Annotated in this window: 21 protein-coding genes; 15 read left to right on the forward strand and 6 right to left on the reverse strand. The window is 73.3% G+C overall.

Annotated features, from left to right (window positions below):
- The first annotated feature begins 98 nt into the window (after positions 1–98).
- From O7633_RS08000 to O7633_RS08025, 6 genes are all read left to right on the forward strand, one after another.
- Positions 99–692 (forward strand): AAA family ATPase, encoded by a 594-nt coding sequence (locus O7633_RS08000; RefSeq protein WP_282328488.1) that lies wholly within the window; start codon positions 99–101, stop codon positions 690–692.
- 55 nt (positions 693–747) lie between these two features.
- Positions 748–1,092 (forward strand): metalloregulator ArsR/SmtB family transcription factor, encoded by a 345-nt coding sequence (locus O7633_RS08005; protein ID WP_282327098.1) that lies wholly within the window; start codon positions 748–750, stop codon positions 1,090–1,092.
- Positions 1,092–1,775, forward strand: coding sequence for a cation transporter (locus O7633_RS08010; RefSeq protein ID WP_282327099.1), 684 nt, complete (start codon positions 1,092–1,094; stop codon positions 1,773–1,775). Before O7633_RS08005 ends, O7633_RS08010 begins: the two co-directional genes overlap by 1 nt.
- A 253-nt stretch (positions 1,776–2,028) precedes the next feature.
- Positions 2,029–2,706: a hypothetical protein gene (locus O7633_RS08015; protein ID WP_282327101.1), complete on the forward strand. Its 678-nt coding sequence runs from the start codon at positions 2,029–2,031 to the stop codon at positions 2,704–2,706.
- Positions 2,703–3,557 (forward strand): protein phosphatase 2C domain-containing protein, encoded by an 855-nt coding sequence (locus O7633_RS08020; RefSeq protein WP_282327103.1) that lies wholly within the window; start codon positions 2,703–2,705, stop codon positions 3,555–3,557. The genes O7633_RS08015 and O7633_RS08020 overlap by 4 nt, the downstream gene beginning before the upstream one ends.
- Positions 3,554–5,179: a hypothetical protein gene (locus O7633_RS08025; protein WP_282327105.1), complete on the forward strand. Its 1,626-nt coding sequence runs from the start codon at positions 3,554–3,556 to the stop codon at positions 5,177–5,179. Before O7633_RS08020 ends, O7633_RS08025 begins: the two co-directional genes overlap by 4 nt.
- Before the next feature lie 832 nt (positions 5,180–6,011).
- On the opposite strand, the gene O7633_RS08030 is transcribed toward O7633_RS08025, so the two are convergent.
- Entirely contained in the window at positions 6,012–6,392 is a 381-nt protein-coding gene (locus O7633_RS08030) for a hypothetical protein (protein ID WP_282327106.1), read from the reverse strand.
- An 83-nt stretch (positions 6,393–6,475) separates the two neighbouring features.
- Between O7633_RS08030 and O7633_RS08035 the strand changes: the two genes are divergently transcribed.
- Positions 6,476–9,313 carry a CHAT domain-containing protein gene (locus tag O7633_RS08035; protein WP_282327107.1) on the forward strand — a complete coding sequence of 946 codons (2,838 nt, stop codon included), beginning with the start codon at positions 6,476–6,478 and terminating at the stop codon, positions 9,311–9,313.
- Here O7633_RS08035 and O7633_RS08040 read toward each other — a convergent pair.
- From O7633_RS08040 to O7633_RS08050, 3 genes are all read right to left on the reverse strand, one after another.
- Positions 9,310–10,125 (reverse strand): alpha/beta fold hydrolase, encoded by an 816-nt coding sequence (locus O7633_RS08040; RefSeq protein ID WP_282327108.1) that lies wholly within the window; start codon positions 10,123–10,125, stop codon positions 9,310–9,312. The two genes, O7633_RS08035 and O7633_RS08040, sit on opposite strands and share 4 nt — an antisense overlap.
- Positions 10,126–10,144: 19 nt before the next feature.
- Complete coding sequence (locus O7633_RS08045; RefSeq protein WP_074474091.1) at positions 10,145–10,714, reverse strand: DJ-1/PfpI family protein; 570 nt, start codon at positions 10,712–10,714, stop codon at positions 10,145–10,147.
- 99 nt (positions 10,715–10,813) lie between these two features.
- The gene (locus tag O7633_RS08050; protein WP_282327110.1) at positions 10,814–11,557 is read right to left on the reverse strand and encodes a GntR family transcriptional regulator; all 744 of its coding nucleotides are present in this window, start codon (positions 11,555–11,557) and stop codon (positions 10,814–10,816) included.
- Between the two features lie 383 nt (positions 11,558–11,940).
- Here O7633_RS08050 and O7633_RS08055 point away from each other — a divergent pair, with 383 nt between their 5' ends.
- From O7633_RS08055 to O7633_RS08085, 7 genes are all read left to right on the forward strand, one after another.
- Complete coding sequence (locus tag O7633_RS08055) at positions 11,941–13,374, forward strand: extracellular solute-binding protein (protein ID WP_278127729.1); 1,434 nt, start codon at positions 11,941–11,943, stop codon at positions 13,372–13,374.
- A gap of 38 nt (positions 13,375–13,412) precedes the next feature.
- Complete coding sequence (locus tag O7633_RS08060) at positions 13,413–14,321, forward strand: sugar ABC transporter permease (RefSeq protein WP_282327112.1); 909 nt, start codon at positions 13,413–13,415, stop codon at positions 14,319–14,321.
- Positions 14,321–15,232: a carbohydrate ABC transporter permease gene (locus O7633_RS08065; protein WP_282327114.1), complete on the forward strand. Its 912-nt coding sequence runs from the start codon at positions 14,321–14,323 to the stop codon at positions 15,230–15,232. Before O7633_RS08060 ends, O7633_RS08065 begins: the two co-directional genes overlap by 1 nt.
- Positions 15,232–16,299: an ATP-binding cassette domain-containing protein gene (locus O7633_RS08070; protein ID WP_282327117.1), complete on the forward strand. Its 1,068-nt coding sequence runs from the start codon at positions 15,232–15,234 to the stop codon at positions 16,297–16,299. Before O7633_RS08065 ends, O7633_RS08070 begins: the two co-directional genes overlap by 1 nt.
- Positions 16,299–17,375 (forward strand): ABC transporter ATP-binding protein, encoded by a 1,077-nt coding sequence (locus tag O7633_RS08075; protein ID WP_282327119.1) that lies wholly within the window; start codon positions 16,299–16,301, stop codon positions 17,373–17,375. Before O7633_RS08070 ends, O7633_RS08075 begins: the two co-directional genes overlap by 1 nt.
- A gap of 100 nt (positions 17,376–17,475) precedes the next feature.
- A complete protein-coding gene (locus tag O7633_RS08080; RefSeq protein ID WP_282327121.1) occupies positions 17,476–18,936 on the forward strand; it encodes an NAD-dependent succinate-semialdehyde dehydrogenase in 1,461 nt (486 codons plus the stop codon).
- Positions 18,937–19,123: 187 nt separating this feature from the next.
- Positions 19,124–20,359: an iron-containing alcohol dehydrogenase gene (locus O7633_RS08085; protein ID WP_282327122.1), complete on the forward strand. Its 1,236-nt coding sequence runs from the start codon at positions 19,124–19,126 to the stop codon at positions 20,357–20,359.
- Positions 20,360–20,416: 57 nt separating this feature from the next.
- On the opposite strand, the gene O7633_RS08090 is transcribed toward O7633_RS08085, so the two are convergent.
- Together O7633_RS08090 and O7633_RS08095 are read right to left on the reverse strand one after the other, a co-directional pair.
- Positions 20,417–21,193, reverse strand: coding sequence for a DUF6585 family protein (locus O7633_RS08090; RefSeq protein ID WP_278127739.1), 777 nt, complete (start codon positions 21,191–21,193; stop codon positions 20,417–20,419).
- A gap of 78 nt (positions 21,194–21,271) precedes the next feature.
- A complete protein-coding gene (locus O7633_RS08095; RefSeq protein ID WP_282327123.1) occupies positions 21,272–22,138 on the reverse strand; it encodes a helix-turn-helix transcriptional regulator in 867 nt (288 codons plus the stop codon).
- A 155-nt stretch (positions 22,139–22,293) separates the two neighbouring features.
- Here O7633_RS08095 and O7633_RS08100 point away from each other — a divergent pair, with 155 nt between their 5' ends.
- A complete protein-coding gene (locus O7633_RS08100; protein ID WP_282327124.1) occupies positions 22,294–23,142 on the forward strand; it encodes an SDR family NAD(P)-dependent oxidoreductase in 849 nt (282 codons plus the stop codon).
- The last annotated feature ends 39 nt before the right edge of the window (positions 23,143–23,181 follow it).

Below are 23,181 nucleotides of genomic sequence, written 5' to 3' on the forward strand. Positions count from 1 at the left end.
CCGGCTGCTCCGCCCCGACATCGTCGCGCCGGGACGAAGGCCAGCCGCGCTGGCGCGAGCCTATGATCGCCGAGAACCGTCGAGAGGTGGGAGCGCGGATGAGGGTCGCGGTCTCCGGGACGCACGGGATCGGAAAGACCACGCTGGCCGAAGCGCTGTGTGCGCGCCTGCCGGGACATGTCATGGTCGACGAGCCGTACCACCTTCTGGAGGAGCAGGGGTACGAGTTCGGTTTCCCGCCGTCGCCGGAGGACTACCGGGCGATGCTGGCCTGCTCGGTCCGGAGCCTGCGGTCGCCGTCACCGTCCAGGGCCGTCTTCGACCGGACACCGCTCGACTGTCTCGCATACCTGGCCGCACACGGAGCGGACCCGGCGGAGGAGGCCGACGCCTCCACGTTGCGCCCCGCGTTCGCGTCCCTCGATCTGCTGGTCATCGCGGTGATCACGCCGGAGACCGAGCGGATCCTGCCCGCCGCGGAGTTGCCCGGCCTTCGGGCGCGAATGAACGACGCGCTCCTGGAACTGGTGTACGACGACCCGCTCGACGCGTGGCAGGACACTCCAGTCCTGGAGTTGAGTGGACCGCTCGACGGCCGGTTGGAGGCGCTCCTCGCCGTCCTCGCACCAGCATCGGCCGACCCTGGTCCGAGCGCAGCCGAGGCCGGGGCAGGAACGCCCTGGCCCGTCTGACAGCGCGCCGCGCCACCGCGCACAACGATACAGCCATCAATTAATTCACCGTACGATGTATCGTTGCTGGGTGCAGACGTCGACTCAGGGGCAGGCCCTCGCCCGCTTCGGCCACGCCCTGTCCGACCCGGTCCGCGCCCGGCTCCTGCTCGCCCTGCGCGAAGGCCCCGGCTACCCGGCCGAACTCGCCGACGCCCTCGGCACCAGCCGGCAGAACCTGTCGAACCACCTGGCCTGCCTGCGCGGCTGCGGCCTCGTCGTCGCCGTGCCCGAGGGCCGCCGCAACCGCTACGAGCTCGCCGACCCCCGGCTCGCCCACGCCCTGAGCGACCTGCTCGGCCTCGTCGTCGCCGTGGACCCCGCCGTCTGCCCCGCCGCGGACCGGGACGGGTGCTGCTGATGGCCGCCACCGCCCTGCCCAGCACACCCCCGTCGACCGCCCGGCGGGCAGTCCTCACCCGCCGGATCCGGCTCTTCGTCGCCGCGACCATCACCTACAACGTGGTCGAGGCGATCATCGCGATCACCGCCGGCACCCGCGCGTCCTCCACCGCCCTGATCGGCTTCGGCCTCGACTCCGTCATCGAGGTGTCCTCGGCCGCCGCCGTGGCCTGGCAGTTCTCCGGCGTCGACCCCGAACGCCGCGAACGCGCCGCCCTGCGCGTCATCGCGGTCTCGTTCTACGCCCTCGCCGCCTACGTCACCGTCGAATCCGTCCACGCCCTGATCGACGGCGACCAAGCCGGGCACTCCACCGTCGGCCTCGCCCTCGCCGCGGTCTCCCTCGCGGTCATGCCGCTGCTCTCCGCCGCCCAACGACGCGCCGGCCGCGAACTCGGCTCCGCCTCCGCCGTCGCCGACTCCAGACAGACCCTGCTGTGCACCTACCTGTCCGCCGTCCTGCTGGCCGGGCTCGCGGTGAACTCGCTGTTCGGCTGGTGGTGGGCCGACCCCGTCGCCGCCCTCGTCATTGCCGCCGTGGCGGTCAAGGAAGGCAGGGACGCCTGGCGCGGCGACACCTGCTGCGCCCCGACCACCGCGCCGGCCACGTCACCCGCCACCGGCGGCTGCGGCTGCGGCTGACACCCGCGCCCTCTGCCGCCCGAGCAGGAGTACCGCTACCTGTGGGTCATGCGATTCGCCGACGACGGTCGGTCCCGGTCGTTCGAGGAGTGACCGTTCTGGCCGGGGCAGCAGCCGGCCGACCCCCCGCAGGGATCGTGACCGGGCCTGCCGCCTCCTGAGCCGGCGGCCCGTGCCCCACCCGACGCCACCCCCGCATAGACAGCCGGTGTTACGTTGAGGCCGTCCACTTGCGATGGTTGCGGGGGTGTGCATGGCGGAGACCGCCGGGCGGGTGCTGCCGGTCTATCTGGTGGCGGACGAGTCCGCCTCCATGACTCCGGTCGTGGACGAGTTGAACGCGGGGCTCCAGTCGCTCCACGACGCCCTGCTGCGCGAGCCCCTCGCGGCGGCCAAGGTCCGCTTCTCGATCGTCGGCTTCTCCGAGGACGTGATCGTCCATTCGGCGCTGTCCGACCTGCGCAACGAGACGGCGCTGCCGCAGCTGTCGGTGCGGGCCGGGACCGCCTACGGCGTCGCGTTCGGCCTGCTGATCGATCGGATCCCGGCCGATGTGCGGGCCCTCAAGCGGGAGGGCTTCGCGGTGCACCGGCCGGCGGTGTTCTTCCTCAGCGACGGGCAACCGACCGATCCGGGCGAGTGGGAGCCGGTCTATGCCGAGTTGGTCGACCGGGAACGCAACCCGACCTCGCCGAACATCATCGCGTGTGGCATCGGCGAGGCGCGCGCCGAGACGATCCTGCGCGTGGCGACCCGGCCGGAGTTCGCGTTCGTGGCCACGCCGGGCGTGGAGGTGGGCTTCGCGATCGCCGAGTTCTGCACCGCCCTGACCCGCAGCGTCATCCGGTCGGGGCAGGCCGTCGGCGGTGACACGGCGGAGCTGGTCGTGGAGCGGCCGGACAGCTTCCGGATGGCCGTGGACGTGGTGTGACCTTCGACTGGGCGCCTCCGCAGATCGGGTCACCGGGCCCGGATTCGCCGGCCCGCGCCCCGCAGACGCAGCCGTACCGGTCGGACACGGTGATCGACGGCTGGGCGACGGCCGGTTTCGAGGTGCGCGCGGCGTCGGTGCGCGGGCCCGGCCACCGGGCGTCCGGCGTGCCCCGGCAGGACGACTTCGCGCTGGCCACGGCGGCCGGCTCGGTGATCGCGGTGGTGGCCGACGGGGTCTCCAACGCCCCGCTGTCCCACCTGGGCGCCACCATGGTGTGCCGGACGGTCGTCGACTATCTGCTGCGCGCCGACGCCGCCGTCGACTGGCACGACCTGCTGCGCTGCGCGGGATGGGCGCTCGTGGATTATGCCGGCCGGCAGCTGGGCGAACCCGATCCGCAGCGGGCCGAGGCGCTGCTGGCGAGCACCGTGGTCGTCGCCCTCGTCCGGCCGGACGACGCCGGTCGGGCCGTCGCCCAGCTGGTCCGGGTCGGCGACTCGGCCGCCTGGCGGTTGCGCGACGGCACGTGGGAGCCGCTGTTCGCCGCGCTGTCCGACCCGCAGGACGAGCTGCTCCCCGACGGCGTCGCCGCGCTGCCCCGGGTGCCCGCCGAGGTCCACCCGGTGCAGGTGACGATCGCCGAGGGCGACGTGCTGGTGCTGGCCACCGACGGCTTCGCCGAGCCGCTCGGCGACGGCGCCGGGGACCTCGGGCGGCTGTTCGGCGACGGGCTGGTCACGCCACCTCCGATGACCCGGCTCGCCTGGATGCTCGACTTCGCCGGGGGGTCGTCGGACGACGATCGCACCGTGCTGGCCGTCTGGCCGGTGTCGCCCGGTCGGCCATGACCAGCCCGCTGCCGCCCGAGGTGAGCCTGTCCGCCCTCGGCCCGCGCACCCGGATCGGCGCCGGCGGCCAGGGCACGGTCTACACCCTCGCCGACGATCCGCGGTGGGTCTACAAGGAGTACGCGAGCCGGCTCGTCGACGACGTCGACGTCGCCACGTTGAACCGCTTCGTCCGGCTCGCCGCCGAGGCCGGACCGGACGCGGACGCGCTGCTCGGTCTCGCCGCCTGGCCCACCGCGGTCGTCCGCAAGGAGGGCACGGTCCGGGGGTTCCTGATGCCCCGGGTGCCCGACCGGTTCCGGGTCCGGCTCCGGCTGCCGCGCGGGCCGGACACCGTCCTGGCGCAGGTGCAATATCTGCTCAACAGCGACGACTACCTGTTCGACCGCGGGCTGCACGTCGACGACCGGATGCGCCTCGAGCTGCTGCGGGACACCGGCGAGGCGCTGACCCTGCTGCACCGGCTCGGCGTCTGCGTCGGCGACCTGTCGCCGAACAACCTGCTCTTCAGCCTCGACGCCCGGCCCCGGTGCTACTTCATCGACTGCGACGCGATGCGGCTGGCGGGCGACTCGGTGCTGGCGCAGGCCGAGACCCCGGAGTGGCACGTGCCGGACGCGGACGCCGAGGAGCTGGCCACGCCGGCCACCGACGCGTTCAAGTTCGGGCTTCTCGCGGTCCGCCTGTTCGCCGGTGACCAGCAGACACGTGACCCGGACGCGGCCCGGCGGCGGCTCGACCGGCCGCTGGTCGCCCTCGCCGGCAGGAGTCTCGACCCCGCCCCCGACCGCCGGCCGACGCCGGAGCAGTGGTTGGGCGCCCTGGACCGGAGCATCCGACGCACGCCGCCGACGCCACCGCCGGCGGAACCGGCCGCTCCCCCGCCGCGCCGGGGCCCGACGCGCCGCAACGCGCCCCGGGGGAGCCCCGTGCGCCGGGTCGTCCCGGGGCCCGGGGCGGCGAGCCCCCGGCCGGCCGCCCGGGGCTGGGGTCCGCTCGTCGTCGCGGCGTTCGCCGCCATCGCGGCGCTGGTCGGCCTGCTCACCGCCAACGGCGACCCGTCGCCCACGACCCGGCAGAACCTGCCGACCGGACTGTGGCGGAACACCGCCCCACCGTTCGCCTACCCCGGGTCGCCGACGAGGATTCCCGGTCTGGTCCTGCCCACCGGCAGCTCCGCGGGGCTGCCCGGATATCCCGACCTGACCCTGCCGGCCTATCCCGACCTCGGCGGCCGGCTTCCCCCGCTCAGGGTCTGTCTCCTCGCCGACGTCAGGGTGGGAGCCGGCCTGAGCCGGACGTCCGCCCGGACGAAGGCCGCCGTCCTCGCCGTCCGCAGCTTCCTCTGCTCGGTCAACAACGGGACGCCACCCCTGGACGACCCGAGCAGGACCCAGGCCGCCCGCGTCGCCGCGTTGACGAAGCGGGCACCGTTCGACGGCGCGACGATCATCGGGCTGCGCACGGCGGCCAGCGGCGACCCTCAGGTCAACGTGGTGTTCGAGCCGCTCGGCGTCGGCTCGTCAGCCGGCTGCCGGCGCTCCCGGCTGTCGCTCGCCAGGGACGGCGACGGATACCGCGTCAGCTCGCTCACCGCACCGGTGTGGGCCTCCTGCCCGTGACCGCTGGCGCCCTTGTGCAGCAGGTCGTTGACGGCGTCGGCGGTGGACGGCGCGAGCGGACGGCCCTCCTCCACCGGGAAGCCCAACTCGGCGACCAGGCCGCGGTGCCGCAGGTCGACGGTCGCCTCCACGATGTCGGCGAGCAGGGCCGCCGCAGACCGGGCCCGCCGCCAGGAGACCACACCGTAGGCCGCGCCGAGCAGGGCCGCCGGCCACCACCAGGGCGTCAGCGTGAGGTAGAGCACCGCCCAACCGGCCGAGCCGACGGCCCGGTCGAACCGCTCGCGCGCCTGTAGCACGTCGGTCCGCCCGTCGGGGTCGAGCAGCAGCCACAGCCGCGGCCAGATCAGGCCCAGGCGGAGCCCGTACTGCGCGGCCACCCGGTCGTCGAGAAGCCGGAACCGGTCGCCGATCCACGTCGGACGCGCGGGCAGGTACACCGCCGGCACCACCCGGCGCTGCGCGGCGAGCCGCCGCAGGGCAGCGGCCCGCCGGCGGGCGGTCACCGCGGCCGCGATCCGGCTCGCCGGGCCGGCCCAGACGCCCAGCCAGACGCGGCGGACGACGCCGCCGGCCGCCTGCGCGCCGACCGCGGCCGCCGCCGCGACCGCGACGACGAGCGCCCCGACCACGACGGCCAGGCTGACCCGGCCCTTCAGATGATCGAGCGCGTCGGCGGCGGCGCGCGCCGCGCCGGGTACGTCGAGGACGGAGCCGCGACCCGGCAGCACGGCGAAGGCGGCCACCGCGCACCACAGCAGGGCGGGGCCGAACGCCCGGGTCAGCCAGCGGTGTTCGATGCGCCGCCCGACCTCGCCCAGCAGCACTTCGATCATGGCTCGGACCGGTACGTCATCGGCGTCCCGGCCAGCGCGCAGTGCGGCACCCGGCCCTGGTCGTCGCGGTGCGCCCGGCGCGTGCACCGGTCACGCGGGCAGCGGTAGCCGCCGTCCAGCACCACCGGCGCGAGCCCTTCCAGCCGCGCGCCCCCGGCGTGGTCGGGAACCGACTCGCCGACGCCGCGTTCGGTCTCCGTCCCGGTCTCGGTCTCGACCGCCCAGCCGAGCTGCCGGCAGACCTCGGCCACCGGTCTGCCGGCGGCCAGGTCGTCGAGCGCCTCGTCGAGCAGGTCGGTCCACAGCCCCGCCTCCGCGTGCTCGCGCAGGGTCGGCACGGCGGCGCACAGCTGGGCCAGCAGACGGCGTTGCTCCATCCACGACACTCCCGTCGGTTGACGCCCCGGCTCCTGTCGAATCTACTGAGTCGGTGCCATCCGCAGCGGGATCCGCCGATGCGGTGGATCCGCTCGTCGTCGCCTACAACGACAGCGGTGACGAGTCGCTGCTGGTCCGGGCCGAGGGTCTGGCGCGGGGCCTCCTCGCGGAGGATCCGTCCCGGGTGGACGTGCTCGCCGCGCTCTCCACCGTGCTGATGCTGCGCGGCCGGGCCTCGGACCCGGCGCGCCTCGACGCCGCCGTGGCCGTCGCCACGAGGGCAACGGCGCTGACCTCGCCCGACGACCCGTGGTGGCCGTACGTCAACGCCCAGCTCGCCTCGGTCGTCGGCTTCCGCTTCGAGCACCGGCGCGAGGTGTCGGACCTGTCGGTGGCGAGACGGCACGCGGACGTCGCGGTGGCCGCCGTCGGCGAGAGCGACCCCATCCGCACGGACGTGCTGATCCGCTGTGTGAACGTGTACCGGCTCAGTTTCGAGCGGTTCGGCCGGCTGGCCGACATCGACACCGCGGTCCGCCTCAGCCGGGAGGTCCACCGCTCCACCGACCCGGACCACGCGCTCACCGCCCGGCAGCTGCTGGCGCTCTGCCTGGTCATGCGCTTCGCCCGGACCGGCGGCCGCCGCGACCTCGACGAGGCGATCGCGCACTGCCGGGACGGCCTGGCCGCCATGCCCGAGCGGCACGTCGACCGGGCCGCCCTCAACGGCGTGCTGGTGATCGCGCTGGTGCAGCGCTGGGTGAGCGCCGACGGCGACGACGCCGACCTGCACGAGGCGGTCCGGGTCAGCCGGCGGGTGGTCGAGGACCTGCCGGCCGTCGGCGCGGTCCGCGCGCAACTGCTGGCCACCCACGGCGCCCTGCTGGTCATGCACGGCCTCAGCAGCAACTCGTCGCGGCACCTGGACGAGGCGATCCGCAGCACCCGGGAGGCCGTCGACTCGCCGACGGCCGACACGCAGCGGGCGGGCCACCTGGTCAACCTGGCCCACTCGCTGCTCGTCCGCGCCCGGATGAGCAGCGACCCGGCCGGGGTCAGTGACGCCGTGGAGACCGGCATGGCCGCCCTGGCCGGGTTCTCTCCCGGCCACCCGGACCGGGCGCGCGCCCTCAACGTGCTCGGCATGGCGTTGCGGACCCGCTACCTGATCGCGCACGACCCCGCCGACCTCGACGCCGCGGTCGGCATGTGGCGGTCGGCGGCGGCCTCCCGGGCGGGCGCGGTCGAGATCAGGATGACCGCGGCCCGCACCTGGGCGCGGACCGCCGCCGAGGCCGGCGACGCGGAGCTGGCCCTGGAGGCGTACGTCGCCGCCGTGGAACTGCTGCCGCTGCTGGCGTGGCGTGGCCTGGACCGCGCCGTGCAGGAGAAGCGGCTGACCACGGTGACCGGCCTGGCCGGCGACGCGGCCGCCTGGGCCGTCGCTGCCGGGCAGCCGGAGCGCGCGGTGGAGCTGTTGGAGCAGGGTCGCCAGGTGCTGTGGTCGCAGGCCCTGCAGACCCGCAGCGACCTGTCCGAGCTGGCCGCGGTCGCGCCCGTGCTCGCCGACGAGCTCGACCGGACGCGCCGGGAGCTGGACGGCGCCGAGGCCGCCCAGCTCGTCGAGCTGCCGGCCCACCCGGGTTGGGAGCTGGGCCGCGACCTGCTGACCAGCGCGCTGGGCGGACCGCACCGCGCAGAGACCGAGGACGCCGGCCACCGCCGCCGGCTGGCGGAGCGCTGGGAGCAGCTCGTGGCCGAGGCCCGCCGCCGGCCGGGCTTCGCGGGCTTCCTCCGTCAGCCGTCGTTCGCCGACCTGCAACCGGCGACCGCCGACGGCGCGGCGGTGCTGGTCAACACCTCGCGGTGGCGCAGCGACGCGGTCATCGTCACCGCCGACGGGGTACGCGCGGTGCCGCTGCCGTGGCTGTCCCACGACACGGCGCAGCAGCGCGCCGTGGCGTTCCTCAAGGCCCAGCGGGCGGCGGAGGAGGGCGGCGGGCCGGCCGAGCGGGTCGCGCTGCGCCAGACGCTGGTGACGCTGCAACGGTGGCTCTGGGACACCGTCGGGGAGCCCGTCTGCGCGGCCCTCGACGACGTCCTCGGCAGCGCGCCGGATCGGCGGCACCGGGTGTGGTGGTGCCCGGCCGGGCCGCTGACGATGCTGCCGCTGCACGCTGCCGGCCGGTTCGGGGCGAGTGCGCCGCTCGCCGCGAAACGCCGGATCTCGGTCGCCGCCCGGTGCGTGTCGTCCTACACCCCGAGCCTGACGGCGCTGCTGCGCGCCCGCGCCGCCCCGACGTCGCCCGGGCCACCGCGGGCGTTCGCGGTGGGACTCGGCGTGCTGCCCGGCCAGGCGCCGCTGCCGGCGGTCAGCGACGAGCTGCGCGCGGTCAGCTCGCACGTGCCCGGCCTACGGGTGCTGACCGGCCGCAGCGCCACCGTCGAGGGGGTGCTGACCGCGCTCGGACAGCACGGGTGGGCGCACTTCGCCTGTCACGGCGACCAGGACTTCGAGCGGCCCAGCGCGGCCGCCCTCCGCCTGGTCGACGGCAGGCTCAGCGTCCTGGACCTGGCCGGCCGTCTCGCCGCCCGCAGCCGGTCGGCCGGCGGCGCCGACCTCGCCTACCTCTCGGCGTGCCGCACCGCGGCGGGCGGCCGTGACCTGCCCGACGAGGCCATCCATCTCACCGCGGCGTTGCAGATGGCCGGCTTCCGGCACGTCATCGGCAGCCAGTGGGCGGTCTCCGACCGGGTGGCCGCGCAGGTCGCCGACGACGTCTACGCCGGCCTGAGGGCCGGGGAGCGCCTCGACGCGGACACGGCGGCCGTCGCGTTGGACCGGGCCGTCGACCGGGTACGACGCGCGCACCCGGATCGCCCGGAACTGTGGGCGGCGCTGATCCACACCGGCCCCTAGCGCCCCGGCCCGAGGAAGCACGACAGCAGGTGCCGGAACTCGTGCGGGTGTTCGATCGCCGGCACGTGCCCGCACCGGCCGAGCACGTGCAGCCGGACGTCGGCCAGGTGCCCGAGCAGGGGCAGGGTCGACGCCGCGAGCGGGGTGACCCGGTCCTCGGCGCCGTGCACGAGCAGCACCGGGGCGCGGACCGCCGCCAGCGTCCGCGCCGGGAGGGCGAGGTCGTCGGCCCAGCGTGCCCGGGGCGGCGGGAACAACGACGCGTACGCGGCCGCCCCCGCCCGCATCGCGGCGGCCCGGGCTTCGACGGCCGGGTCGGTCACGAGCGCCTGGTCGTGGACGAGGCGACGCAGCATGTCGCGGGCCCCGAGCGGGCCGGCGGGGGCGGCCCAGATCGCGTCGAGATCGGCGGACAGCGGGGCCCCGGGGGCACCCATCGTCGAGACCGCCACGACACGGGTGACCTGCTCAGGGCGCGCGGCCGCCAACGCCAGCGCCACCGCCCCGCCCATGGAGTGACCCACCACGGCGTAGCGCTCGACCCCGAGGGCGTCCATCAGGCCGGCGGCCTGCTCCGTCCACAGCTTGAGCCCGCCCCGGGCCCCCTCCGGGACGGGTGTGCGGCCGAACCCCGCCTGGTCGGGAGCCAGCACGCGCCAGGACGTGCCCAGCGCCTGCGCCGTCGTCGCCCAGGCTCCGGACCCGGTCGTGCCGGGTCCGGAGCCGTGCAGCATCAGCACCGTGGGCCCCGCGCCGCTGTCGAAGACGTGGACGGGACAGCCGTCGACGGTGACGGTGCGCAGTGCCGTCACCGGGACCGGCCGGGTGCGCTCATGCCGACGCGGGGTCGACGGACTTCGAGAAGACCTCCATCATCGCCCTGCCGAACTGCGGCATGTCGGGCCAGCCCCGGCACGAGACGAGGTTGCCGTCCACGACGTCGGGAGCGTCGATGACCGTCGCGCCCGCGTTCTCCATGTCACCGGTGATGGGCGGGAAGCAGGCCGTCTTCCGGCCCTTCAGCAGCCCGTACACCGCTGGCACCTGCGCGCCGTGGCAGACCAGGGCGATGGGGAGGTTGCGCGCGAAGAAGTGCTCGGTGATGCGCCTGACGTCGGCGTCGACCCGGATCCATTCGGGGGCGCGCCCCCCGGGGATGATCAGGGCGTCGTAACGCTCGACGTCGACCTCGGCCCAGGGCACGTCGACCGGGAGCTTCCGGCCGTTCTTCTCCACGTAGGCGTCGGAGTTGGGGTCGAACTCGTGGATGACCAGTTGCACGTCACGTCTCGTCCGCGACGAGACGTCGACGTCCCAGCCGCCCTCCTGCACGCGGTAGTAGGGGTACATGGTGTCGAGTTCCTCGGCGGCGTCGCCGGTCAGGAGCAGCGCTCTGGGCACCTGCTTCTCCTCGCATCTGGTGGCGGTGGGCGGTGAGGCGGACGCGATCAGATCCGATCTGATCCGGTGGGGCTAGCATTCCCCCGCCCCGCCCGCCCGTCAAGCCTCCACCGCCACTGCCGCCGCGTCCTCGACCTCGTCGAACAGTCGCCGGAACCGCTCGCCGGAGCGCAGGATGTGTCGCCGCATCGCGTAGGCGGCGGCGTCGGGGTCGCGGGCGGCGATCGCGGCCACGACCTCCTCGTGCTCGGCCATGGCCAGGTGGGTGACCTGGGTGTCGTGGAGCAGCCGGAAGAGGTGCACGTGGCTGTGCAGGCGGGCGAGCGCCTCGCGGACGACCTGGTTCCCCGCGCTGCGGGCGACGAGATCGTGGAAGGCGGCGTCGCGCAGCCCGAAGGCGCCGTAGGCCATCGGCCCGCTGCCCCCCTCCAGCTCCGCCATCTCCTCCAGCATCCGGCGCAGGCCGGCCACCTGCTCCAGGGACGCGCGTTCGGCGGACCTGCGCGCCGCCGCCGGTTCGAGGAGCAGGCGGATCTCGAGCATGTCCTCGAACCGTTGCCGGGTGATCTGCGGGGGGATGCGGTAGCCGGCGTGGGGCACCCGCACGACCAGGCCCTCGGCCTCCATGCGGTTGAGCGCGTCCCGGATCGGCGTCTGCGAGACCCCCAGCTCCCGCGCCAGGACGTCGATCGTGACGCGGGAGCCGGGCTCGATCCGCAGCGACATCAGCTGTCCGAGCAGCGTGTCGTACACCTCGTCGGCGAGTCGGCCGCCGGCTCGACCCGGCGACGTCCCGCCCGTCACGACCCTGCGGCCCCGCGCGGTCATCGCTTCGTCGTCCATCGTGACGTGAGGTCCTTTCCTGCATCTTCGGGAACCTGTTGACATCGGTAACGACGCTGCGACATGCTGACGCCCCGCTCGATCGTATAGGAAATCCGACGAGCGCCCGTCATCCCGCACCGCCAGCACCACCCGCCACCGCTCCACTCGATCACCTGACGCTCCTATGAGCATGCTCGACGTCCCGCCCCGGCCGGCACCGGGCCGGACGGACCGACGGGCCGCCCGACGGCGCGAGGACCCGGCGCGTCCCGGCGCGCCCGCGACGCCGACCCCCGCGGGTCGGCCCCGCGACAGCCCGGCAACCCGCCTGAACGATCCGGCACCTGCTCGGCGAAGCACCTAGCGAGGCTCCACACCCCCACCAGAAAGCAGGCCAGAAGATGCGGCATCCGAAGCTGACAGGACGATTGTCCGTTCCCGGGCGAAAGGCACGGCTGGCGACGGCGGCCATGCTGCTGGTCGCCACCACCCTGGCGGCCTGCGGCGACAGCCAGGACGACGACGCGCAGGCGAGCGCCCCCAAGGCCCCGGCGACCATTCCGGAGCTCACCAAGGACCCGCTGACCCTCAGCTTCATCTGGTTCGACTGGCCCCCCGCCCACGCGCTGGAGGAGTTCGCCAACGCGGAGTACAAGAAGGAACGGCCGAACGCGACCATCAAGGTCAACACCGTGCCGAACGCGAACTGGCACGACGCGATGTTCACGCAGTTCGCCGCGCGCAAGACCGACTTCGACATCGCGATCCTGGACTCGCAGCACATCGGCGAGGCCGTGACGAACGGCAACATCCTCGACCTCACCGACTTCGTCAAGAACAACATCGACGTCAACGCCTACAACCCGTACCTGCTGGCGGCCTACGGCCAGTTCCCCCAGGCGGAGACCGGCAAGCGCGACGAGAACGCCAGCCTGTACGGCCTGCCGCTGCTCGGCGACACGTGGACGATGATCTACCGCAAGGACCTGATCGGCGACAAGCCGCCGCAGACCTGGGACGAGATGATCTCGGTCGCCGGCAAGTGCCAGGCGGACAACCCGGGCGTCAGCGGGCTGGCGTTCCACCAGGCCAACGGCTCCGACGCCGCGGCCGTCACCTACAACACGGTCAACGGCGTCTACGGCGGCAACCTCTGGGACCCGAAGACGCGCAAGATCGACGGCGTCCTCAACGACGCCGCGGGCCAGGAGGCGATGGACGTCCTGGTCAACAAGATGAAGCCGCTGACCGCCAAGGGCTCCGGCAACTGGTTCATCGACGAGGTCAACGCGGCCGTCGCCCAGGGCAAGGCGTGCATCGCGTTCAACTGGATCGCCGCGAGCGGCGGCCTGCTCGATCCGAAGCAGTCGACGCTCGGCGCCACGCGGGAGCAGATCCTCGACAAGCTGGGCTTCGCCACCCTGCCGAGCCAGAAGACGAACCTCGTCCCCCTCGGCGGCATGGGGATGCACGTGTCGGCCTACTCCCCCGCGGCCAACCAGGCGGAGGCGCTGAACTTCATGAAGTGGTTCGAGCGCCCCGACATCCAGAAGAAGTGGGCCGCGGCCGGTGGCGTGCCGGCGCGCACGGACGCCCTGGAGTCGCCCGAGTTCCTCAACGCCGGGCCGTTCAACAAGGTGTACGCCGACTCGGTGCCCCGGATGCGGGACATGTGGAACGTGCCCGAGTACGCGCGCCTGGTCGACATCGAGAACACCAACGTGAACGCGGCCCTCAACGGCGCGAAGAAGCCGAAGGAGGCGCTCGACGACATCGCCCGGGAGCAGCAGAGCGTGCTCGACTCGAGCGGCCGCAAGGGCGGCGGCGGACTGTGAGTGCGCCCGTCCCCCTGACGACCGACGACCCCGGGCAGGTGGCGTCCGCGACACCGCCTGCCCGGGGCCGGTCCCGCCGGCTGGGCGACCGCGGGCTCGCCGTGGCCTTCGTCTCCCCCGCGCTGCTGCTGTTGCTCGCGATGTCGGTGTTCCCGCTGCTGTGGGCGTTGTACCTGTCGTTCACCGACTACTCGGCCACCCGCGGCGGGCCCGCCAACTTCGTCGGGTTCGGCAACTACACCGCCATCCTGACGTCGGCGCAGGTCCACACGAGGGCCCTGACCACGTTGGTCTACGTGGTCGGCGCGGTCTCGCTGCAGACCGTGCTCGGCTTCGCCATCGCCTACCTGATCTCCCGGCGTACGCACGGGCGGGGACTGCTGACCACCCTGTTCCTGGTGCCGATGATGCTGTCGCCGGTCGTGGTCGGGCTGTTCTGGCGATTCATGCTCGACGCGCAGTTCGGCGTGATCAACAGCATGCTCGGCTCGGTCGGCCTCGGGCAGGTCGAGTGGCTCACCCGGCAGCGGACGGCACTGGTCTCCCTGATCGTGGTCGACACCTGGCAGTGGACGCCGTTCATCATGCTCATCGCGCTCGCGGGCCTCACCGCGGTGCCCAGGTACCTGTACGAGGCGGCCTCGATCGACCGGGCCTCCGAGTGGTTCCGGTTCCGCACCATCACGCTTCCGCTGGTGTGGCCGCTGCTCCTCATCGCCGTGCTGTTCCGGGCCATCGAGGCGTTCCGGCTGTTCGACCTCGTCTACATCCTGACCAGCGGCGGCCCGGGTGTCTCCACCGAGACGTTGTCGTTCCACGTCTACAAGGTCGCGTTCCTGGGCTTCAACACCGGGACCGCCTCGGCGTACGGGATTCTCATGGTCCTCGTCGTCGTCGTCCTCACGCAGCTCTACCTGCGCTACCTGAACAAGCTGAAGGAGGGCTGATGGCCGTCTCCGTCGACGAGGCCGTGTCCACGGGCCCGGCCCGGGACGACCCGCCTCCCGCGCGCCGCTTCGGCGGCCGGGGCCGCTCCGTCCTGGAGATCGCGCTGCTGACCGTGCTGGCCGTCGTGATGCTCTTCCCGGTGCTGTGGATGATCGAGACGTCCATCAAGGAGAACCGGGACGTCTACGCCATCCCGGCGAAGTTCTTCGACTTCGACGTCACCATGGCCCACTTCAGGGACGTGTTCGTCGCCCCCGACGGCGGCCGCTCGGCCCTGTCCGTCTCGTTCCTCAACTCGGTGGTGGTCGCCGGAGTCTCCACGGTGCTGGCCACCGTGCTGGGGGTCCCGGCGGCCTGGGCCTACTCGCGCTTCGGCATGAAGGCCAAGAAGGACCAGCTCTTCTTCATCCTGTCCACCCGCTTCATGCCCCCCGTGGTGGTGGTGATCCCGATCTTCCTCATGTACCGCCAGGTCGGGCTCATCGACAGCAAGCTCGGCCTGATCCTGATCTACGCCGCGTACAACGTCCCGTTCACGATCTGGATGATGAAGGGCTTCGTCGACGAGGTGCCCGCGGAGTACGAGGACGCCGCCATGCTCGACGGCTACACCCGCCTGCAGGCGTTCTGGAAGTTCACCCTCCCCCTGCTCGTGCCCGGCATCGCCGCGACGGCGGTCTTCGCCCTCATCTTCTCGTGGAACGAGTTCGTGTTCGCCATCTTCCTCACCTCCAGCGACGACGTCCGGACGGCCCCGCCCGCGATCGCCGGCCTCATCGGCGGCACCACCGTGGACTGGGGCCTGGTGGCCGCCGCCTCCGTGGTGTTCGCCCTGCCGGTGCTCATCTTCGCCTACCTGGTGCGCAAGCACCTCGTCGCCGGTGTGACGCTCGGGGCGGTGCGACGCTGATGGCCCGCATCGAGGTGACCGCCCTGCACAAGCGCTACCCGGACGGGACCGTCGCGGTCGAGCACGTGGACCTGTCCATCGGCGACGGCGAGCTGTTCGTGATGCTCGGCCCCTCGGGCTGCGGCAAGACGACCACGCTGCGGGCCATCGCCGGCCTGGAGCGGCAGACGACGGGCGACATCCGCATCGGCGACACGCTGGTCAACGACCTGCCGCCCGCCGAGCGCGACATCGCCATGGTGTTCCAGTTCTACGCCCTCTACCCGCACCTGAGGACCCGCGACAACCTGGCGTTCCCGCTGCGGGCCGAGGGACTGCCCAAGCCGGAGGTGCAGGCGCGGGTCGCCGAGGCCGCCCGGCTGATGCGGCTCGGTCCGCTGCTGGACCGGCGACCGCGCCAGCTGTCCGGCGGGGAGCAGCAGCGCGTCGCGCTCGCCCGCGCCCTGGTGCGCCGGCCGCGCGCGTTCCTCATGGACGAACCCCTCACCAACCTGGACGCGGAGCTGCGGGCCGACATGCGTACGGAGATCAAGCACCTGCAGGGCGAGCTGGGGGCGACCATGGTCTACGTCACCCACGACCAGGTGGAGGCGATGTCGCTCGGTCACCGGATCGCCATCCTCAACAAGGGCCGCGTCGAGCAGGTCGGCACGCCGCTGGAGGTCTACGACCGGCCGGCGAGCCTCTTCTGCGCCGCGTTCATCGGCTCGCCGCCGATCAACCTGATCGAGGTGGAGGTGGCCGACGGGACGCTGCGCGGCCAGGGCGGGCTGGTGCTCACGCCACCGCAGGGCCTGCCGCGCGACCGTCGCCTGGTCGCCGGCGTCCGGCCGGAGGCGCTGGAGGTCACCGCGCCGGGGGCCGAGGGCGCGATCCCGGCCCGCGTGGTCTCCGCCGAATGGCTGGGCGACGAGATCATCTACGTGGTCGACCACGGCGGCGAGCGCGACGTGCGGGTGCGGATGCCACCGACCGTCCGGTTCGCCGCCGACGCGAAGGTCGGGCTGCGGCACACCGGCGGGACCCCGGCGGTCTACGACGTACGCACGGAAGAACTGGTGGCCTGATGGGAATCGTGGCGGTGCAGGGGCTGTGCAAGTCCTTCGGCAAGGTCCAGGCCCTGGACGGGGTGACCCTCGACGTGCCGGACGGCGCGTTCTTCGTCGTGCTCGGGCCCTCGGGGGCGGGCAAGACGACGACCCTGCGCGCGATCGCCGGCCTGGAGAAGCTCGACGCCGGCTCGGTGCGCCTGGACGGCCGGGACGCGACCGGTGACACCCCGGCCGCACGCGACCTGGCCATGGTCTTCCAGAACTACGCCCTCTACCCGCGACGCACGGCCTTCGAGAACATCGCGTCGCCGTTGCGGGCACGCGGCGCGTCCTCGGGCGAGATCGCCGCGGCCGTCGAGCGGATGTCGAGCCTGCTGCACATCGAGCGGCTGCTCCAGCGTCGTCCCGCGCAGTTGTCGGGCGGGGAGATGCAGCGGGTCGCCCTGGCCCGGGCGCTGGTCCGTCGCCCGCGCGCGTTCCTCATGGACGAGCCGCTGACGAACCTCGACCTCAAGCTCCGCGTCGAGATGCGCACCGAGCTCACCCGCATCCACCGCAGCCTCGGCGCGACCTTCGTCTACGTGACCAACGACCAGGTCGAGGCCCTGTCCATGGCCGACCAGGTCGCGGTCCTCAAGGAGGGGAAGGTGCAACAGGTCGGCACGCCGACCGAGGTGTACGAGCGGCCGGCCAACCAGTGGGTCGCGGGGTTCGTCGGGAGCCCGCCGATCAGCCTGCTCGCCTGCCGCGCCGAGGGGGACCACCTGGTCGGCGCGGGGGGCTGGACGCTGCCGCGGCCCCGCTGGGCCACGGCGGAGGAGGGCCGGGCGCTGCTGCTGGGCCTGCGCGCGGAGGACCTCTCCGTCGAGCAGCGCGGGGACGCGTCGTTGGCGGGGGAACTCTACGGGCTCGAACCGCTCGGCGACCGGACGGTGGTCGACGTCCGGGTGGGGACCGAGATCCTCAAGGTCAAGGCACGACCCACCGCCACCGGCACGCCGGGCGAACGGGTGCAGGTCACGGTCGACCTGGACCGGGCGCACCTGTTCGACGCGGGCACCGGGCTGTCGCTGTCCGGGGCCGGGCGGTAGCCGCACCGCCGACGGTGCGGACGACTGCGGGCGACTGCGCGGCCGGCACGTGCGCTGACGTGCGCCGGACATGACCAAGAAGATCACAGGAGGCGACGCGATGAGCGACCCAACGAACGTCCTGGCCCCCGAGCACCGGCGGCTGCGGATCGGCGACGCCTGGCGCGCCGCCGCCAGCGGAGCCACCTTCGCCGTCGAGGACCCGGCCACGGGCAAGACCATCGCCGAGGTGGCCGACGCCGACGTCGTCGACGGCCTCGCCGCCCTGGACGCGGCGAGCGGCGCGATGGCGGGGTGGGCGGCGACCCCGCCGCGGAGGCGGTCGGAGTTGCTGACCGCGACGTACCGGGCCCTGACCGGGCGGGCCGAGGAGATCGCCCGGCTGATCACGCTGGAGATGGGCAAGCCGCTCGCCGAGGCGCGGGCGGAGGTCGCCTACGGCGCCGAGTTCTTCCGGTGGTTCGCCGAGGAGGCGGTACGCGTCGAGGGGCGCTACGGCACCGCTCCCGCAGGCGGATACCGCATCCTCACCGTGCCGAAGCCGGTCGGACCGTGTGTCTTCGTGACGCCCTGGAACTTTCCGTTGGCCATGGGCGCCCGCAAGATCGCTCCCGCGCTGGCCGCCGGCTGCACGACGATCACCAAACCGGCCGCGCAGACGCCGCTGACCATGCTGTTGCTGGCCCGCATCATGGAGGAGGTCGGCGTACCCCCGGGCGTCGTCAACGTGGTGACCACCAGGCGTTCCGGCAAGGTCGTCTCCGCGCTGCTGGCCGACGGCCGGACCCGCAAGCTCTCGTTCACCGGGTCGACCGAGGTCGGGCGCGTGCTGCTGCGGCAGGCCGCGGACAACGTGCTGCGCACCTCGATGGAGCTGGGCGGCAACGCGGCCCTGATCGTGTGTGCCGACGCCGACCTGGACGTCGCGCTCGACGGGGCCATGGTGGCCAAGATGCGCAACATCGGGGAGTCCTGCATCGCGGCCAACCGGATCTACGTCGAGGAGCCGGTGCGCGAGGAGTTCACGGCGCGCTTCGCCGAGCGGATGGGCGCGCTGTCGGTGGGCCACGGTCTCGACGACGGCGTGGACGTCGGGGCGCTGATCGACGAGGCGTCGGTCGCCCAGATCGACGAACTCGTCGCCGACGCGGTCGACCGCGGCGCGCGGGTCCTGGTCGGCGGCGGGCGTCCGGACGGGCCGGGCCACTTCTACCCGCCGACGGTCCTCGTCGACGTGCCCGAGGACGCCCGGCTGCTCCGGGCGGAGATCTTCGGCCCGGTGGCGCCGATCATCCCGTTCACGTCCGACGACGAGGTGCTGGCGAAGGCCAACGACACCGAGCACGGCCTGGTCGGCTACGTCTTCACCCGTGACCTGCAACGGGCGCTCCGGTTCGCCGAGGGGCTGGAGACCGGGATGGTCGGCGTCAACCGTGGGCTGATCTCGGACCCGTCGGCCCCGTTCGGAGGCGTGAAGCAGTCCGGGATCGGCAAGGAGGGGTCGCACGAGGGCATCCTCGAATACCTCGACCTCACCTACGCGGCGATCGACCTGCCGTGACCGTCCCGCCGCCCCGCGCGCTCGCCGCGGATCACCGCGCCCCGCGCACCCATGACCTGACCGGCCTTCACCCGGGGGACGGCTGCGCCACCCGGGCGGCCGACCTCGCCGACGCCGTCCCGGTCACGCAGGTGGCCTGGACGTCCGCCCAGCACACCGCCGCCGACGTTCCGAAAGAGGCACCGACATGCTTGAGACCGTCCGCGGACCACGCCAGCTGATCGTGGGCGAAGGGGTCGCGCAGAACATCCCCCGGGTGGTGGCCGAGAGCGGCTCGCGGGTCCTCGTCGTGACCGACCGGGTCCTGCTGGGGCAGCCGGGCGTCGCCGGGATCGTGGCCGCCGTGCGGGAGCAGACCGAGGCCGTCGAGGTGTTCTCCGACGCGACCCCGGACGTGCCCCTCACCGATGTCGCCCTGGCCGTCTCGGCCGCCGCCCGGGTGGACGCCGACGTGATCCTCGCGATCGGCGGCGGCACGGTGATCGACCTCGCCAAGATCGTCGGCGTCATCCGGCGACACGGCGGGACGCCGCGCGACTTCTACGGCGAGTCGAGGGTGCCGGGGCCGACCATTCCGCTCGTCGCGGTGCCGACGACGTCCGGCACCGGCTCCGAGCTCACCCCCGTCTCGGTGCTGACCGACCCGGAGCGCGCGCTGAAGGTGGGGGTCTCCAGCGTCCACATCGTGCCCGACTTCGCCATCGTCGACCCCGAGCTCACCTACAGCTGCCCCGCGACCGTCACCGCCCACTCCGGCATCGACGCGTTCTGTCACGCGGTGGAGAGCTACACGGCGCGGCCCCGGCCGCACGGGCCGCGCGACCCGGTGGAGCAGGTGTTCCTCGGTCGCAACCCGGTCACCGACCACTACGCGCTCCTGGCCGCGGAGCGGATCGCCCGCAGCCTGCGGCGCGCGGTCGCAGACGGGGGCGACACCGACGCGCGCGCGGACATGTCCTACGGGTCCATGCTCGCCGGGCTCGCCTTCTCCCACGCGGGCAACGGCGCCCCGCACGCCCTCCAGTACCCCATCGGCGCGGCCACCCACACGCCGCACGGCCTGGGCGTCGGGCTGCTGCTGCCCTACGCGCTCGACGCGGCCAGGGACGCCGTCAGCGACCGGCTGGCCGACCTCGCCCGGGTGTGCGGGCTCGACGTGGCCGACGCCTCGGACGCCGAGGCCGCGGACGCGTTCCTCACCTGGCTCGACGGCCTCCTCGCCGACATCGGCATCCCGGCCAGCCTGGCGGACATCGGCGTGGCCCGCGCCGACCTCCCGCGCTTCGCGGAGCTGGCCGGTGGCGTCACCCGTCTGATCCAGAACCATCCGGGCCCGACCGACACCGCCAGCCTCACCGCGATCCTCGAAGCGGCCTGGGCCGGGGACCGGGCCCGGGCCGTCCGGACTCCGCAGGGACGGTGACCGGCCTGTCACCTGACGCCGGGGCGCCTGCCCCGCCCTGGCTGCCGCAATGCCCGGCTACGCGGTGACGCCGGCCTTGCCCTCGGGCTCGTCGGCGACCGGCCAGCGCCGCATCAGGTGCAGCAGGACGGCCACGTCGGGGATGTTGCGCAGCCGCTCGGAGATGACCGGCCGGCGCTGCCCGGCCCAGATCTTCAGGCGGGTCTTGCCGCATTCCACGTTCGTGATGGCGGAACGGGTGACGAACTCACTGCCTCGGCGCACCCCCGCGCCGGTCAGCGTGACCGGCCCGAAGGTCGCGGCGCCGGTGCGCAGCGCCTCGTCGACCTTGACCGGCAGCACGGCGGCGGCAGCGAACTTCTCCACGTGCGCGACCAGCTCGTGCTTGTCCTTGTAGTCGGGCTTGGCCAGGTCGACGACCGTGCCGTCCTTGAGCTCGACGCGGCCCTGCAGGACCTCCGCGTACGCGGTGACCAGGTAGAGCACTCGGACCCAGACCCGCACGTGCGCCACGTCGTCCCAGGTGAACAACGAGGTGACGGCGCCGGTGTGGTCGATGGTCAGCGAGCCGTTGTCGTACAGGTAACGGCACCTGCCCGCCTTGCGTCGGGTCACCCACGCGGCGAGCGCGGCCAGCGCCAGCAGGCCGACGCCGAACGCGGTGACCGCCCTGGCGTCGCCGCTCACGAGGATCAGGACGACGCCCAGCACGGCGACGGCCACCGTGATGGCGATGTCGGCGCCGACGGAGGGCCGGTAGCGGCCGACGGTCTCACCCAGCCCGAGCTCGGCGGCGACGTCCACGTAGGACTGTCCATTGACATTGCTCTGCATGAATGCATCTTCCGGCCGCCACCACGGCCGGTCAACGATGCGTGGGCGACCGCTCACATGGCGAGTTCTGTGGACGCGCTACCGGGCCGGATCCGCCCGACGGACCGGCTCACCGACCGTCAGGCCGAGCAACCGCAGGTTCTCCTGTGACGGGCTGCCCGGGTCCGTGGTGTAGAGGAACAGGGTCTGGTCCTCGTCGCCGGGCAGCGTCAGGGCCTCGTACCGCAGGGTGATCGGCCCGACGGCGGGGTGGACCATGTGTTTGACGCCGTGGGTGCGCTCGTGCACCTTGTGGCCGTTCCACCACGTACGGAACTCGGGGCTCTTGATCGTGAGCTCGCCGACCAGCTCGCTGAGCCTGGTGTCGTCCGGGTGGCGGCCGGCGTAGAGGCGCAGCGTGCCGACGACGTCGGCGGCCACGGACGGCCAGTCGAGGAAGGCGGCGCGGGCGTCGGGATCGAGGAAGATCCACCGGGTGTAGTTGCGGTCCCGGGGCGGCAGCCGCGTCCAGTCGGTGAGCAGGGCCCGGGCGAGCAGGTTCGCGGCCAGCACGTCGGTGCGCCGGCCCAGGATCAGCGCCGGGTGCTCGGTCATCGAGGCGATCATCTGCTGCATGGCCGGGCGCACGCGTTGCGGCGGTGTCTGCCTGGCGCGTCGCCGGGCCGGTCGCGCGAGGTCGGCCAGGTGTGCGCGGGCGGCCGGCTCCAGCCGGAACACCCGGGCCAGGGCGTCGACGACCGCGTCCGACGGGGTGCTGTGGCGGCCCTGCTCCAGGCGGGTGTAGTAGTCGACGCTCACCCCGGCGAGCTGCGCCACCTCTTCCCGACGCAACCCGCGTACCCGTCGCCCGGCCGCCGCGTCCGGGGCGACGATCCCGGCCGTCTCGGGGGTCGTTCGCGCCCGGCACGTCCGCAGAAAGTCGCTCAGGTCCGTGTTCGCCGCCATGTCAGGAATTATGGCGCGGCCAGTTCTCCGGCGAGAAGACCGTGCGGGGGCATGGCGTTCCCAGGCAGCGCTGGGCCAGATCGGACCTGTCGACGCCGGCGACACAGCTCCCAGGATGGAACCCGTCGAGATCCGAACTCCACGAGGAGAGCACCATGCCGCACCCCACCACCTGGTTCGTCACCGGCACCTCGCGTGGCCTGGGACTGGAGCTGGTCACCCAGCTGCTGCGCCGCGGCGACGCCGTGGCCGCCACCACCCGCACGGCGCGGCGTCTCGACGAGGCGCTCGGCGAGGTCGACCGGTCCCGGCTGCTGATCCTTGAGCTCGACCTCACCGACGAGGCGGCCGTCGCGGCGGCCGTCGAGCAGTCCACCCGGCGCTTCGGCCAGATCGACGTGGTGGTCAACAACGCCGGTTACGGCTTCCTCGGCGCGGTCGAGGAGGTCTCCGACACCGAGGCCCGGCGGATGTTCGACGTGCAGGTCTTCGGAGTCTGGAACGTGCTCCGGGCCGCGCTGCCGGCCATGCGGGCCCGGCGCGGTGGCCGCATCATCAACATCTCGTCGATCCTCGGCCTGACCGCGTTCCCCGGCTGGGGTCTCTACTGCGCCGGAAAGTACGCCCTGGAGGGCCTCACCGAGGCCCTCGCCGCCGAGGTCGCCGGGTTCGGCATCGACGTGAATCTCATCGAGCCCGGCTACACGCGCACCGACTTCCTGCGCACCACGTCCCTCGGCCTGCCGTCGGCCACGATCGCCGGTTACGAGGCGATCCGGGAGATGACCGAGGCGCACCTGGCGATGCCCGGCACCCAGCTCGGCGACCCGGTCAAGGCCGCCGCCGCGATCATCGAGGTGGCCGCCGGCCGCGAGGCCCCGTTGCACCAGCTGCTCGGCTCCGACTCGTACGGGCTGGCGAAGTCCCGCATCGAAGCGCTGACCGCCGATGTCGAGAACGGCCGCGAGGTGGCCTTCTCCACCGACGGCACGCCGGAGGCGTAACCCGGTGGCGGGTGCGGTAGCTGCGCGAGCTGGCGCTCC

It is taken from the genome of Micromonospora sp. WMMD712, assembly GCF_029581295.1.
Lineage (GTDB): Bacteria > Actinomycetota > Actinomycetes > Mycobacteriales > Micromonosporaceae > Micromonospora > Micromonospora carbonacea.

Excerpts from the sequence above, each read along its gene's own strand:
- O7633_RS08005 (WP_282327098.1), top strand. The coding sequence starts at position 748 with ATGTATCGTTGCTGGGTGCAGACGTCGACTCAGGGGCAGGCCCTCGCC.
- O7633_RS08085 (WP_282327122.1), top strand. The coding sequence starts at position 19,124 with ATGCTTGAGACCGTCCGCGGACCACGCCAGCTGATCGTGGGCGAAGGG.
- O7633_RS08050 (WP_282327110.1), bottom strand. The coding sequence starts at position 11,557 with ATGGACGACGAAGCGATGACCGCGCGGGGCCGCAGGGTCGTGACGGGC.
- O7633_RS08065 (WP_282327114.1), top strand. The coding sequence starts at position 14,321 with ATGGCCGTCTCCGTCGACGAGGCCGTGTCCACGGGCCCGGCCCGGGAC.
- O7633_RS08095 (WP_282327123.1), bottom strand. The coding sequence starts at position 22,138 with ATGGCGGCGAACACGGACCTGAGCGACTTTCTGCGGACGTGCCGGGCG.
- O7633_RS08025 (WP_282327105.1), top strand. The coding sequence starts at position 3,554 with ATGACCAGCCCGCTGCCGCCCGAGGTGAGCCTGTCCGCCCTCGGCCCG.
- O7633_RS08080 (WP_282327121.1), top strand. The coding sequence starts at position 17,476 with ATGAGCGACCCAACGAACGTCCTGGCCCCCGAGCACCGGCGGCTGCGG.
- O7633_RS08055 (WP_278127729.1), top strand. The coding sequence starts at position 11,941 with ATGCGGCATCCGAAGCTGACAGGACGATTGTCCGTTCCCGGGCGAAAG.
- O7633_RS08000 (WP_282328488.1), top strand. The coding sequence starts at position 99 with ATGAGGGTCGCGGTCTCCGGGACGCACGGGATCGGAAAGACCACGCTG.
- O7633_RS08070 (WP_282327117.1), top strand. The coding sequence starts at position 15,232 with ATGGCCCGCATCGAGGTGACCGCCCTGCACAAGCGCTACCCGGACGGG.
- O7633_RS08090 (WP_278127739.1), bottom strand. The coding sequence starts at position 21,193 with ATGCAGAGCAATGTCAATGGACAGTCCTACGTGGACGTCGCCGCCGAG.
- O7633_RS08100 (WP_282327124.1), top strand. The coding sequence starts at position 22,294 with ATGCCGCACCCCACCACCTGGTTCGTCACCGGCACCTCGCGTGGCCTG.
- O7633_RS08010 (WP_282327099.1), top strand. The coding sequence starts at position 1,092 with ATGGCCGCCACCGCCCTGCCCAGCACACCCCCGTCGACCGCCCGGCGG.
- O7633_RS08030 (WP_282327106.1), bottom strand. The coding sequence starts at position 6,392 with ATGGAGCAACGCCGTCTGCTGGCCCAGCTGTGCGCCGCCGTGCCGACC.
- O7633_RS08075 (WP_282327119.1), top strand. The coding sequence starts at position 16,299 with ATGGGAATCGTGGCGGTGCAGGGGCTGTGCAAGTCCTTCGGCAAGGTC.
- O7633_RS08015 (WP_282327101.1), top strand. The coding sequence starts at position 2,029 with ATGGCGGAGACCGCCGGGCGGGTGCTGCCGGTCTATCTGGTGGCGGAC.